This is a genomic window from Pseudoalteromonas sp. APC 3224, from assembly GCF_030407535.1.
Lineage (GTDB): Bacteria > Pseudomonadota > Gammaproteobacteria > Enterobacterales > Alteromonadaceae > Pseudoalteromonas.
In genome coordinates, this window is the sequence record NZ_JASDDF010000042.1 from 25,999 (window position 1) to 40,207 (window position 14,209).

A 14,209-nucleotide genomic window follows, 5' to 3' on the forward strand; every position below is an offset into this window, starting at 1 on the left:
AAATAGCGTTTAAGCTATTTGTTTTGTATTGGCCTAAAGTAAATACTTCACCTAACTTTTTAAATTTAATGTATAACTTAATATTTTATGATCGCTGCCTTTAAACTCACTCACTTCCAGAGAAGATAAATTAAACTCTTGATTGAAAATACAATGGTCAATTGGCAAGCCTGTCATTAAAGTGTGTTTTATTGCAGTAGGTGCAAAGCTGGTATATGCATTTGCAGCTGCATAACAACTTTGCGCATTAAACCAATTAAAATAGCTCGACCAGGGAACAATATTTAAATCTCCCGCAATAAACCAAGGATCTATCTCTTTTGTACTCGCCTCGTTCATTGCTGATAATAACCGATTACGATTATGCCAATGAGTAGCAGTTCTTGGTGAAGGTGGATGGGCAATAAAAGCGGTAATAGGATGTTTATCTAATAACAGCTTAAGCTTAATATAACCTAATCGGTCGCCATCTAATTTAACTTGCTGTCTGTGTATAATCGGTAAACGCGAAATAACCACAATGCCGTAGGGGATCCCTTCGACTTCGCGATAACCAAACAAACTAGCTTTATTTAAAAACGGTTTGAGCAAATGCCGGTTTAAATCGCTAAACTCCTGAAAAACAAGCACATCCCATTGCTGGTTTTGTAAGTTCTTTAGATGCATGTCTACATAGGGATTATTGTAATTTAGATTAATTTGCTTAACTGTTATCGCAGCCTTCGAGGGAATGACTTCTAATGAATGCAGCGGTAAAAGTGAACTTAAATTGATAATACAAATAATCGCAATCACTCCCCCTAGCCATAGTTTTTTTAGCGCAAGCAGTAACAGTGCAAAAAACAACGCAGCAGCTAACAAAGGAAACCGAAAGGATATTAATAAATCAGCGTAATAAAATTGCCACGGATTAAATGCGGCAACAATTAGCATCAAGGCAATTACTGCGATAACAGCAATGCTATAACCTCTTTTTGAATTACACCGCCTACTCGAAATAACCTTGAACATGAACGCCCCTTTTAACAATAAAAAAAGAATATACCTGAGTATATTCTTTATCTTAACTTTGAGTTTTATCAATTAAGCCGATAAAACTTAACCAGAACTCGACATAACCTGATGTTATCTAATCTCAAACATTTGGTTTTGTGTTTGAGCATCAAACTGCCAAGTAAAAGCAAGTGGTTGGGTGCTGGTATCGTAAAACCAAATTTCCGCTACTAGCTCAATATCTTGTCTGCTCATCGCAAGGGTAGTTGTGAGTGCACCTTGCGTTAAAGGGGCTCTAAATAAGCAATTATTGTAATCTGCTCGCTCTGCATTCGATTTTTTCTGACAAATATTCAGATACGCTCTTTCATCACCTCTAGAAAGCGCTACATCAATAGCTAAATTAAATTTTGTTGATAAGTTAAAGTCATTATTGATAACTAAGTTTGCCATTCCTTGGGGCTCAGCTGTTACTGGATCAGCAACTGGTGGAGCTACATTAGTCGGGGCAGGTGCTGCACTTTCATCGCCTCCGCCCCCGCAGGCTGTTAACAGTGATAATGAGCATAAGATAACGGTTAATTTATTCATTACTGTTCTCCTTTAACAACCACACTCGGTGCGTTGTAACTGTTAAACCACTGCGGCGCTTGCTGACCTGACGACTGTGCAAAATTAGCAAAACGATCATAAGCGTTGGTGATGTCTACCCCTTCAAGTGGATGTAGCCACTGCATACCGACTTCAATCGCCCAGGGAAGGCCATTTTCAGTTTGAAAAAATAACTCAGAGGCTTGCTGAGTGGCATCATCTGCACCATTAACAGCGAATAAACTACTATCGAAAGCCTCTGTTGGCGCTTGGTTTTTTAGATGAACCTCCCAGCTTCTTGCATTCTTACCAACTAAAAAGTCACCATGATAAAATCCTTCGCTACCAAAAATGAACGGATCGAGAAGTGTACCAGGTGCATTCGCTAGCGCTTTAGCTGCTTTTAATGGAATAGTCATACTAAACGTTACTTTACTGTTTACGTCACAATTGCTTTCGGTTCTAAAGTAATCACAGCCGGCTTGCTTCGTAATATGTTGCCAAGTGTCCTGCATGAAAATCAAAATTGCCTGCTCACGGTTTGCTTCTAATGGCGAGTCTAGTTGCGGCTCTCCATTGATAGTGTAAATGATATTTTGCTCATCAATTTCACTGCTTAAAATAGCATTGGTTGTGCTATTAGTAGTTTCTGTAAGCCTTACAGCAAAACCATTGTGATAAGTTGCGCCCACTCCAACAAGTTGACCATCAATTTTATAGCCAACCACATTGCTTCCTTCAATCAGCTGCGTAGTACGATAATTTACAACGACATCATTAAAGTCGTAATCGCCTGAGAACGGCCATTTATCTTCATAGGCAAGCGTAACCCAATCGTTTTCACCAGGATAAACAGCGCTAGCAAATGTGGTTATTGGATAATCTTCCACTTCGCCACCTAGCACCCCACCCGTGGCAGTAATTAATGATGCCTCGGAGCCATCAGTAACTCGAAAGCGAGCCCATGTTTGCCCTGCTTTAACATTGCTCGGTACGCTAACTAAAATACTATTATCACCTTTGTTAAGCGGATACTTAGTTACCATGCGCTCAGATTCACTAAAGCCACCATTTTGATCCCAGTCAAACCAAGCATATAAAAAGCTATCAGCTGACGCGTTAACAATAATTTGGCTATCTTGCCCTGCAGCAATCGCGGTTACAAAACTAACCCCGTCATCGGAGTCATCAATGGGATTCTTGATTAAATCATCATTCGTATTGATGTTTTCACCATCGACCGTTTCACCCAAGTAAATAAGATTACTACCAGTACTATTAGGATCAAATAAGTGTCGAGCACCACTTTGCTCAAGACTCGTGTTATATGGACGAGGAGCATCACCAAAATCGATAGAACTATCGGTAACTGCAACTTCTGCAATAGCGCATCGCGCACCATCATTTTGACTAGATTTAGGTCCTGAGGTAAATACGTTTGCTGTTGGTGTGTAGTCAACTACGGGGCTAATACTTAAATCAACTTTATGTATTTTTCCGCTTTTGTTATTACTAAAGTAAAACTGACCGTCAATGTCAAAGTAAGCGGCACCAAATGCGCCCGTATCATCACCAATATCGAGCTGAGTTATAAATTTAGAAGTATTATTAGCAACGTTAATTTCATGCAAATCACCATTTGATTCAACTGCATAAAGTAAATTACTTTGTGGATGAAAGGCAAAATCATAAATCCCTAAATTCCAGTTAGCACTATTAGGTAAAAGCTGCGCAGTAATCTCAGCGGTTAAATCTAAGTTTAAATCAATTTCGTAAAGCCCATACCGAGGAGTATAAACATAATATGAAGCGCGCTGATTTGCTGCATCGCCTGTTACCTGAATGTCACCTACATAAAAATTAGTATCTGGCAGCCCTGTGATATTTAAGCGAGCCATTTGGTAGTTACTGTCTATTTGCACCACACTTTTTGGTGCTTGGCGACTAAAGCCATACAAATACTGATCTTTATAATTAAAGCCAATGGCATTTACGCTTTCATTGTTTGCCTCAGTAGCAAACGTTAAAGTCGCGGCTAACACCGTAGGCTTAGCCGATACTAAATCTATACCGTATAACTGTGCTTTAGCATCTTGCATTAAAAAAGCCTGGCTTGGACAATTCTCAAATGGCTGACTAAGAACGGTGCAAGGCCACAATACACAGCAAACTTTTCCGAGATGGGTTAATTTCATACATAAGCCCTCTATAGTTACATAGTTGAACTAATGCAGACTTTATTCCAAACTTTAACCTATTGAATTTAAATAATAATAAAAAATTACATCACTTAGATATGCAAGTTGCAACACATGTATTTGCATTATGCGAGAGCCAAAAGTATCTTCACCAGCTTTCTGTACCTGTGCTCGTAGACACTGGCTATTTGCTTTAAACATGCAGCAGTTGAGTAAGCTTCATTAAATAAAGTACAATAGAGGAATTAAGGCTGGCCTTTTTAATGGCTGTGCTTGTTCATTTTAGGTAAAAAATCATGGCACACTCTCGCGGAAACTTATTCATTTTATCGGCACCTTCTGGGGCAGGTAAATCTAGCTTAATAAATGCACTACTTAAAAAGCATGCTGATATGAAAGTATCGGTATCGCACACCACTCGCGCACCGCGCCCTGGTGAAAATAATGCAGAACATTACCACTTTGTATCAGTTGATGAGTTTAAAGCGCTGATTGCCAAAGATGATTTTTTTGAATGGGCACAAGTATTTGATAACTATTATGGTACTTCTAAGCAAGCGATTGAAGAGCAACTCGCCGCAGGCATTGATGTATTTTTAGATATTGACTGGCAAGGCGCTCGCCAAGTTCGAGAAATAATGGACGACGTAAAAACTATCTTTATTCTTCCGCCATCAAAACAAGAGCTAGAACAACGTTTAAATAATCGCGGCCAAGACTCTGCTGAAATTATTGCAGGTCGAATGGCGCAAGCTCAATCAGAAACCTCTCATTACAACGAATACGACTATGTTGTAGTGAATGATGATTTTGATACTGCTTTACGCGATTTAGAAACCATAGTAATTGCACAGCGATTAAGGCTAAAAGCACAAACAACACGTCATCAAACTTTAATTAATGAGCTGCTCAAGTAATCTAAATTACGATTAATTTTCGGTTCATGCCTTAAAATAGATAAAAATTAACCACTGGCTATTGGCGAAACTTGCTGCGTGCAGTAAACTACGCCTTTGCTTTTAAATTATTTTGGAGTGCTAAGATGGCTCGCGTAACAGTTGAAGATGCAGTAGATGCAATTGGTAATCGTTTTGACTTAATTTTAGTTGCGGCCCGTCGTGCCCGCCAAATTGCTGTTGGTGGTAAAGATCCACTAGTAGATCCTGAGAACGATAAGCCGACAGTTGTTGCCTTACGTGAAATCGAACTTGGTTTAGTTGATAATTCTTCAATGGATGTTATTGACCGTGAAGAACAACAACATCAAGAAGCGGCAGAACTAGCTGCTGTTGCTGCCATTGTTGGTGGCAACCAATAATCAACCGCCCGGTCTGATTTAGCTAACGGCATAGTTTTTCAACTATAGCCGTTGGCAATCCTTTGTTTTCATCGTATATTCGTAACTTATCCTAACTTATTTGCTTCACGAGAACATTGGAGTGTGAATGTATCTTTTTGAAGGTCTTAAAAAGAAAATCTCAAAATACTTGCCAGCAGACGATGTTGAGCTAGTTCAAAAAGCCTACGTGGTAGCCCGAGAGGCTCATGAGGGTCAAACTCGTTCAAGTGGCGAGCCTTACATTACTCACCCCGTTGAAGTCACTCAAATATTAGCAAGCATGCATCTTGACCATGAAACGCTCATGGCAGCACTCATGCATGATGTGATTGAAGATACCGATTTTAGCCAACAAGATTTAGCTGAAATATTTGGTGAAACGGTGGCAGAACTCGTAGAGGGTGTGAGCAAGCTTGATAAATTGAGCTTCAAAGATAAAAAAGAGTTCCAAGCTGAAAACTATCGAAAAATGATTATGGCAATGACCCAAGATATTCGGGTTATTTTAATCAAGCTAGCTGATAGAACACACAACATGCGCACATTAGGCGCACTTCGTCCTGATAAACGCCGCCGTATTGCTCGTGAAACCCTTGAGATTTATGCACCAATTGCTAATCGCTTAGGTATTCATGATATAAAAAATGAGCTAGAAGATTTAGGTTTTCAAGCACTGTACCCTATGCGTCATCGTGCACTTAAATCGGAAGTGGCTAAAGCGCGTGGTAATCGCAAAGAAGTTATTTCAAATATTCAAACTGAAATTGAAGCTCGCCTTGAAGAATCTGGCATAAAAGCGACCGTATCAGGCCGTGAAAAGCATCTATACAGTATTTATAAAAAAATGCTCAACAAAGAGCTGCTGTTTAACGAAGTCATGGATATTTACGCATTTCGTATTGCAGTAGACTCTATGGATACCTGTTATCGCGTACTTGGTGTAGCTCATAACTTATATAAGCCAATTGAAACCCGCTTTAAAGACTATATTGCTGTACCAAAAACTAATGGTTACCAATCATTACATACTTCTTTAGTTGGCCCGCATGGTATTCCTGTAGAAATTCAAATCCGTACTTTAGATATGGATCACATGGCTGATAAAGGGGTCGCAGCTCACTGGATGTATAAAAAGTCGGGTGACAATGCGGGTCATACTGCACAACAGCGCGCACGCCAATGGATGCAAAGCTTATTGGAATTACAACAAAGCGCAGGTTCCTCGTTTGAATTTGTAGAGAATGTAAAAACAGAGCTATTCCCAGAAGAAATTTATGTCTTTACCCCAGATGGTCGGATTATTGAACTTCCTATGGGTGCAACAGCGGTTGATTTTGCTTATGCAGTTCATACTGATGTAGGTAATACTTGTGTCGGTGCACGTGTGAACCGCAAGCCTTATCCTTTAAGTAAAGCCATTGATACAGGGCAAACAATAGAAATTATTACCAGTTCAGGCGCTCACCCTAACGCAACATGGCTTAACTTTATTGTTACTGGCAAAGCACGCTTAGGCGTACGCAACTACCTTAAAAGTCAACAGCATGAAGAAGCGTTATTACTTGGTCGTCGCTTACTTGACTCAGCGCTAGGGGAAAACAAATTTGATAACCTGCCAGCTGAAAATATTACCCGAGTGCTTGAAGAGCATGAGCTTTCCTCTACCTTAGAACTGCTAGTAGAGATTGGCTCAGGTAACTTAATGAGTATGCTGATTGCTAAACGCTTGTTACAAAACGACAATGATGATTTAAACGACATCGCAAAGCGTGCCAAGGCAACTATTATTGGTACCGAAGGTATGTTGGTTAATTATTCTAAATGTTGTCGTCCTGTACCTGGAGACGCTATTACTGCCCATGTTAGCCAAGGTAAAGGTTTAACCGTTCATCGCCAAGAGTGTAAAAATATTCGTGGTTGGGAAAATGATCGTTCGAAATACCTAGTCGTAAAATGGGATGATAATCCTGAAAAAGAATATATAGCGACTTTAAGAGTAGAAATCATTAACCACCAAGGTGCGCTGGCTAAATTAACCAATGTGGTCGCCACTACGCAGGCCAATATTGTAGAAATAGCTACCGATGAAAAAGAAAGTAATTTATACGTGATAGACTTAGGGATCACAGTTAAAAACCGTATTCATGTCGCCAATATTATGCGCCGCATACGTGTTATGCCCGATGTACAAAAAGTCTATCGTAAAAAATAAAATAGGAACATCATGAATAAAGCATTTATATCAACGGATAAAGCACCTGCAGCAATTGGTACATATAGCCAAGCAGTAAAAGTGGGTACAGCTGTTTATTTATCAGGGCAAATACCACTTGTCCCAGAAACAATGGACGTTATTTCTGAAGACTTTAGTGAGCAAACACATCAAGTATTTAAAAATATCAGTGCGGTTTGTGAGGAAGCTGGCGGTTCTATTCAAGACCTAGTAAAAGTTAATATTTACCTTACTGATCTTTCAAACTTTGCCACTGTGAACGAAGTTATGAGCCAATATTTTAAACAGCCTTACCCTGCGCGTGCAGCTATTGGCGTTCGTGCACTCCCTAAAGGTGTACAAGTAGAAATTGACGGCATTATGGAACTTCCTTCAACAAACTAACCTCTATAAGCTATGAGCGCCGCTCATAGCTTTTACCCCATTCTATAGCTACACTTTGATGAATTCTTGACTCAAAACTAAAATTCTAGCACTCTGTAATCACGTTATTTTATTAAACCTTACTTTTGTAGTAGAAAAGGATAACTTGTGTTTAAGCTTGCTCATAATGGCAATGTATTGCTCGATACGAGTAAATCTGCACCCACCAGTGCTGCTTTTATCATTGAAGCAATTGAACAATCGCCTTACAGCGAGTGTGAAATCGATCATGACGCCATAAATAACTATTTCAGTAGTGCAACACCTGAACGAATCTTAGTCGTTGCAACACGCCACGATGCAACCTTAATCGTTGAAATCAGCGATGATAAAATGCTAGCCACTGGCACGCTCACTCTCGCCAAAGGTGGCGCAACACTCAGTTTTGATGAAGCTAAAAAAGAATTAGTGAAAGCGCATGTTGCTAGAGGTTATAAACAAGCATTTTTAGAGCAGCTTTTACAAAAGCAATTTGAGCTTCCACCTGGCTCTGTAGTTAGCGGGCCACTTGCTAAAGGACGTTTACCTACTGACGGCCAAGATAGTAAATTTAAAGCCATGGTTAAAACCTTAAAAGACCGCCTTAAAGCACCCAAATTAAAAGAAGATGGTAGTGTTGATATGCGTGATTTTGGTAAATTAGCAAGTGTTAAACCGGGTGAATTACTAATCCAGCAGCAACCTGCGACTCCTGGTCAAGAAGGGTTTACCGTGATAGGTGATGTTTTACCAGCCAAACCAGGGCAAGTTCATGCCCTAATTGCAGGTGAGGGTACTGAAATATCAAAAAATAACCCGATGGAATTACTTTCAACTATTGCCGGCGTGCCTGTTGAAATAAATAACGGAATGCGTGTTGACGATATTTTCACTGTTAACGATGTGTCTGTAAAAACAGGCCATATCGACTTTGAAGGTAGTGTAATAGTTAGTAAAAATGTAGAGCCAGGGATGAGGATAAATGCAACAGGTGACATTACCGTTTTTGGTACAGTCGAATCTGGAGAATTAACCGCCGGTGGCGATATACTTGTAAAACAAGGGGTGATTGGCCATCAAAAGCCTGAAGATAAATCACTGTCTTGCAGAATAATTTGCGCAGGTGATGTGCATGCCTCACACTCTCAATATTGCTACATTGAAGCTAACAGCATATTGCTTGACCGCCAAGCCAGCCACAGCTCAATGAAAGCAAAAAATATAATTCAAATTGGTCAATCAGAACTACCTAAAGGAAAGTTATTTGGAGGTGAAATTTTAGATGCCACTAAACTAATTGCCGGAGAAATTGGTAACGAATCAGGGGCTAAAATGGCAATTAATTTAGCCGCTTCAGCTACTCAAATGACCAAAGATATTGATAAATATTTTAGTGAATTAACAGCTGCAAATGAACAGGTTGATAGCTTACAAGCTGCATTAGAAAAAGCAGATTTAATTAAAGATGCTGATAAAAAAAGCGAGCTCATGAATAAGATTGGATCAACTCAGATACATCATAGTCAACAAGCTGAACAACTAGAAAAGCAGATAGCGAGTTTAGAGCAAAAACTAAATACCATGCTCGATGAAGCCATTTTAACCGTAAATACCGTTTTACATTCTGGAGTGGAAATCCATATATTCAACAAGTTACTTAAAACAACCCGTAACTTTCCGCCAAGTAATGTTAAGTTAGAAAACAATAAAATAGAAATTGAGTTTAAAACTTAATTATAAGGGGCTGTTAGTAACAGCCCCTTATTCTTTATAGTAAGCCGTCTACACTGTCATAGGTTTGCGCTGGCCACACACCTACCTGCACTTGCCCTATGTGTTGTTTTTGTAATAACAGCATAGCCAAGCGAGACTGACCAATACCACCACCAATTGTTTGAGGAAATTTACTTTCTAACAATGCTTTATGCCAATCAAACTCTAAACGGTCTTTGTCACCGGTAATTCCCAATTGAGCTTGCAAAACTTCAGGGCTCACTCGAATTCCCATAGATGATATTTCGAAAGCATCTTCAAGAATTGGATTCCATACTAAAATATCGCCATTTAATCCCATATACTGATCACATGTTGGTGTTGACCAATCGTCGTAATCTGGCGCTCTCACATCATGAATTTTACCATCACTTAATGCTCCGCCAATACCAATTAAAAACACAGCACCATATTCTTGAGCAATCGCTTTCTCACGCTGCTTAGCGCTAAAGTCAGGGTACATTTTACGCAGTTCTTCACTGTGTACAAAAGTAATTTTAGCTGGCAAAAATGCTCTTAAGCCAAAGCTTGCACTAACATATTGTTCAGTGGCTTTAATACCTTGGTAAATTGTTTCAACCGTTTGCTTGAGAGTAGATAGCGAACGTTGCGTACTTTCACAAATAACTTGCTCCCAATCCCATTGATCAACATAAACAGAATGGATTGGGCTTAATGAATCTTCATCAGGTCGCAACGCTTTCATTTGCGTATAAATTCCCTCACCTTGTGAAAAGCCATATTCACCCAAGGTTTTACGCTTCCACTTAGCAAGAGAATGCACCACTTCGTAACGGCTATCTGCAATCGCTTTAATATTCACAGCCACGGCGTTCTCGTGCCCACTTAAGTTATCCTGTGTACCGTCGCCTACTTTAGCTAAAATAGGCGCTTGAACTTCAATTAAGCCCAGTTTTTGTTCTAATTGCTGCGAAAAGAACTGCTTAACTTTACTTATTTGCTGCTGCTGCTGCACATAATGTGAACTCATAATAATTGGCCTCATTCCCAGTTATTGTATTTACTACTTAGCGCACAATCACGCTTCAATGAGGTTATCGTAACAATTAAACTATTTAATTCAATATCCCATAATAAAAATAGCTTTACGATATTAAAACCATTAAAAAAGTGGTATAAAAATAACTAATACCATAATTAAAGACGGTTAAATCTATGGAAAATTATCAAATCGATAATCTTGATAAACAGATTCTGCATGCATTAATGGATAATGCGCGTACACCTTATGCTGAATTAGCAAAACGCTTTAGTGTAAGCGCAGGAACAATTCATGTGCGAATCGAAAAAATGAAACATGCAGAGATCATCACAGGTACTCAACTAACCATTAATACAAAGCAATTAGGTTACGATGTGTGTTGTTTTATTGGTATTAATTTGAACAACGCGCGCGATTATCCGCAAACACTTATAAAATTAGAATCATTAGAGGAAGTGGTCGAAGCATATTACACCACTGGTAATTACAGTATTTTTATTAAAGTAATGACCCGCTCTATCGATCATCTACAAGATGTATTAATCAATAAAATACAGGCAATAGAAGCCATTCAATCAACCGAAACCCTGATCTCATTACAAAACCCGATTAGTCGAACAGTGGTGCCTTAAGGTGAAAAATCTCGTATAATTTGCCGAAAAAGAGGACTCCCATGCAGCAAACTCGTTACCAAAGAATTGAAAGTGTACTTTCACGTCGTCAAACCGACCTTACCGTATGCTTAGAAGACGTACACAAACACCATAACTTATCAGCAATTGTTAGAACGGCTGATGCCGTTGGTTGTCATCATGTGCATGCCGTGTGGCCAGAAAAACAAAAGTGGCTAACCAATAATACCTCAGGTGGCAGTAAAAACTGGTTAGACACACATCTTCACAGAAACATAGATGATGCCGTTGCGAGTATGCGTACTCATAATCCTGATGTACAAATTTTAGCGACGCATTTAAGTGAAGATGCTGTCGACTTCAGAGAAATTGATTACACCAAACCTACTGCAATTATTGTCGGTCAAGAAAAAACGGGGATCTCTCCACAAGCCTTAAAGTATGCAGATCAAAACATCATTATTCCAATGCAAGGCATGGTGCAGTCGTTAAATGTATCCGTTGCAGCAGCCCTAATTTTATTTGAGGCGCAGCGTCAACGTGATCTAGCTGGTTTATACAATAGAAATATGCTGAGTGAAGAAATTAAGCACCCAATGTACTTTGAAGGCTGCCACCCAATTATTGCAAGGCAATGCAAACAAAAAAACCTACCTTACCCTGCTCTTGATGAAAACGGCGAAATTGTTGCTGATGAACAGTTTTGGCAGGCGTTAAAACATACTTGATGCATATACAGTGTATCAGTACACTTAACTTACTAAATAATAATAATTGAGCCTACATTGTCTAAACCTAGCTTAAGCCAATACCCAATCACAGAACTTAAAGGCGTTGGTCCTAAAATGGCTGAACGGCTTTTAAAGCTAGGTATTAGTACAGTACAGGACATGCTATTTCATTTGCCGCTTAGGTATGAAGACAGAACCCGTATTTATACAATTAGTGAGTTGACCCCTCATAGCCACGTAACTGTTCAAGCAACCATTGAAACCAGTCAAATAACCTTTGGAAAGCGGCGCATGCTGGTTTGCCAAATAAATGATGGTACAGGTAGGTTAACACTACGATTTTTTAATTTTACCGCAGCACAAAAAAATGCATTTAGCACAGGCAAAATAATTCGTTGCTTTGGCGAAATACGTCGCGGACGTATTGGCTTTGAAATGAGTCATCCTGAATACAGTATTAGCGACACTTTTGAACAACAACCAACATCATCAACACTTACGCCAGTCTATTCAACAACCGAGGGGTTAAAGCAGCTCTCTATTAGGGCGTTGAGTGAACAGGCAATAGAATTACTTCAAAAGTATGCAGTAGAAGAGCTACTTCCCCAACAATGGCAACCATCGCAACTACCGTTAAGTGATGCGTTATTATTACTGCATCGCCCTCCTAATGATGTTGATATAAGTGCGCTTGAACAAGGGACTCACCCAGCTCAGCAGCGGCTCGTATTTGAAGAATTACTGGCGCAAAATCTCAGTTTATTAAAAGTAAGAGAACAGGGACAACAAGTTAAAGCCGTTGCACTTGAGCCCACTAATTCATTAGAAACACAATTTTTAGCACAATTACTCTTTGCGCCAACCAATGCACAAAGCCGTGTGGTATCAGAAATTAAAGCAGATATGCAACACGCTTACCCTATGATGCGACTTGTCCAAGGGGACGTTGGCTCTGGTAAAACACTAGTCGCAGCACTGAGCGCGTTAACTGCGATAGCAAAAGGCTACCAGGTCGCATTAATGGCGCCAACAGAGATATTGTCAGAGCAACACGGAATCAACTTTTCTAGCTGGTTTGAAAGCCTTGGAATAACGGTTGCTTGGTTAGGTGGTAAAACAAAAGGTAAAGAGCGCGTAAGTACACTTGCAATGATCGCCTCAGGTGAAGCGCAAATGATTATCGGTACCCATGCGTTATTTCAAGATGAAGTAAAATTTAACAATCTTGTACTTATCATTATTGATGAACAACACCGCTTTGGAGTTCATCAACGTTTATCACTGCGTGAAAAAGGCCGCTTTGCTGATTGTTACCCACATCAACTAGTAATGACAGCAACACCAATACCGCGTACGCTCGCAATGACCGCCTATGCAGACTTAGAAACCTCGGTGATTGACGAATTACCACCTGGACGGACTCCTATCACTACAGTTGCGATTCCTGATACTCGTCGAGATGACATTATTAGTCGCGTAAAACTTGCCTGTAACGAACAAGGTCGACAGGTTTACTGGGTATGTACACTAATAGACGAGTCTGAAGTACTACAATGCCAAGCAGCGGAAGACAGTGCATTACAGCTAAAAGAAGCATTACCTGAGCTTGCTATTGGCTTAGTCCATGGGCGAATGAAAGCTACGGAAAAGCAAGCCATTATGAGCGACTTTAAAGCGGGTAAAATTCATGTACTTGTGGCAACAACCGTGATCGAAGTTGGGGTTGATGTGCCTAATGCGAGTTTGATTATTATCGAAAACCCTGAGCGCCTAGGTTTAGCACAGCTTCACCAACTACGTGGCCGCGTAGGCCGTGGAGCTACGGCATCTCACTGCGTGCTTTTATACCATGCACCACTTTCACATACCGCACAGAAACGGTTAGGAGTACTGCGCGATAGTAACGACGGATTTGTTATCGCAGAACGTGATTTAGAAATACGCGGCCCAGGTGAAGTCCTTGGAACAAAACAAACCGGCTTAGCAGAATTTAAAATTGCAGACTTAACAAGAGATAAGCAGACCTTAAATCAAGTTAGACCCATAGCACAACAGATGTTGAAGCAATATCCTCAGTATGTAGACCCTCTCATTCAACGCTGGTTAGGCAACAAGTCAAGTTACGCACAAGCTTAGTTACTTATTCGCATAAAGCCACATATTAATTTTCCCAACTAGTTATTCCCTATACCACAACTATTTCCCTACACCTTGCGCCTGTTTTTTCACTTTCCTGCAGACGTAAAAAAGCCCGACTCTTTCGAATCGGGCTTTCTTGTATTTGGAGCCTGGTAATGACCTACTTTCACATAAC

General features: G+C 39.9%; 12 protein-coding genes. 8 read left to right on the forward strand and 4 right to left on the reverse strand.

Annotation, left to right across the window (positions count from 1 at the left end):
* Positions 1-51 precede the first annotated feature (51 nt).
* The 3 genes from QL989_RS17050 to QL989_RS17060 all read right to left on the reverse strand — a co-directional run bounded on the left by QL989_RS17050 (position 52) and on the right by QL989_RS17060 (position 3,779).
* Positions 52-1,011 (reverse strand): endonuclease/exonuclease/phosphatase family protein, encoded by a 960-nt coding sequence (locus tag QL989_RS17050; protein WP_290171350.1) that lies wholly within the window; start codon positions 1,009-1,011, stop codon positions 52-54.
* A 114-nt stretch (positions 1,012-1,125) separates the two neighbouring features.
* Positions 1,126-1,584: a hypothetical protein gene (locus QL989_RS17055; RefSeq protein WP_055013274.1), complete on the reverse strand. Its 459-nt coding sequence runs from the start codon at positions 1,582-1,584 to the stop codon at positions 1,126-1,128.
* Complete coding sequence (locus QL989_RS17060; protein ID WP_138606312.1) at positions 1,584-3,779, reverse strand: LruC domain-containing protein; 2,196 nt, start codon at positions 3,777-3,779, stop codon at positions 1,584-1,586. The genes QL989_RS17055 and QL989_RS17060 overlap by 1 nt, the downstream gene beginning before the upstream one ends.
* 299 nt (positions 3,780-4,078) lie before the next feature.
* Between QL989_RS17060 and gmk the strand changes: the two genes are divergently transcribed.
* From gmk to QL989_RS17085, 5 genes are all read left to right on the forward strand, one after another.
* The gene (gene gmk / locus QL989_RS17065; protein WP_138606310.1) at positions 4,079-4,699 is read left to right on the forward strand and encodes a guanylate kinase; all 621 of its coding nucleotides are present in this window, start codon (positions 4,079-4,081) and stop codon (positions 4,697-4,699) included.
* Positions 4,700-4,824: 125 nt separating this feature from the next.
* On the forward strand, positions 4,825-5,100 hold the full coding sequence (gene rpoZ / locus QL989_RS17070; protein WP_008108220.1) for a DNA-directed RNA polymerase subunit omega: 276 nt from the start codon (positions 4,825-4,827) through the stop codon (positions 5,098-5,100).
* Positions 5,101-5,227: 127 nt separating this feature from the next.
* The gene (spoT, locus tag QL989_RS17075) at positions 5,228-7,333 is read left to right on the forward strand and encodes a bifunctional GTP diphosphokinase/guanosine-3',5'-bis pyrophosphate 3'-pyrophosphohydrolase (RefSeq protein ID WP_109875868.1); all 2,106 of its coding nucleotides are present in this window, start codon (positions 5,228-5,230) and stop codon (positions 7,331-7,333) included.
* Between the two features lie 12 nt (positions 7,334-7,345).
* Positions 7,346-7,738 carry a RidA family protein gene (locus QL989_RS17080; RefSeq protein WP_290171351.1) on the forward strand — a complete coding sequence of 131 codons (393 nt, stop codon included), beginning with the start codon at positions 7,346-7,348 and terminating at the stop codon, positions 7,736-7,738.
* A 147-nt stretch (positions 7,739-7,885) separates the two neighbouring features.
* A complete protein-coding gene (locus tag QL989_RS17085; protein ID WP_138623310.1) occupies positions 7,886-9,490 on the forward strand; it encodes a FapA family protein in 1,605 nt (534 codons plus the stop codon).
* Between the two features lie 34 nt (positions 9,491-9,524).
* Here the strand turns inward: QL989_RS17085 and asnA are convergent, their stop codons facing one another.
* Positions 9,525-10,520 (reverse strand): aspartate--ammonia ligase, encoded by a 996-nt coding sequence (gene asnA / locus QL989_RS17090; protein ID WP_198522094.1) that lies wholly within the window; start codon positions 10,518-10,520, stop codon positions 9,525-9,527.
* Between the two features lie 185 nt (positions 10,521-10,705).
* On the opposite strand from asnA, the gene asnC reads away from it, so the two are divergent.
* From asnC to recG, 3 genes are read left to right on the forward strand one after another with little or no spacing between them, the layout of a single operon-like run.
* Positions 10,706-11,164 carry a transcriptional regulator AsnC gene (gene asnC, locus QL989_RS17095; RefSeq protein ID WP_138606304.1) on the forward strand — a complete coding sequence of 153 codons (459 nt, stop codon included), beginning with the start codon at positions 10,706-10,708 and terminating at the stop codon, positions 11,162-11,164.
* A gap of 41 nt (positions 11,165-11,205) precedes the next feature.
* Positions 11,206-11,892, forward strand: coding sequence for a tRNA (guanosine(18)-2'-O)-methyltransferase TrmH (trmH, locus tag QL989_RS17100; RefSeq protein WP_198522093.1), 687 nt, complete (start codon positions 11,206-11,208; stop codon positions 11,890-11,892).
* Between the two features lie 57 nt (positions 11,893-11,949).
* Complete coding sequence (gene recG / locus QL989_RS17105) at positions 11,950-14,031, forward strand: ATP-dependent DNA helicase RecG (RefSeq protein WP_290171352.1); 2,082 nt, start codon at positions 11,950-11,952, stop codon at positions 14,029-14,031.
* Positions 14,032-14,209 lie beyond the last annotated feature (178 nt).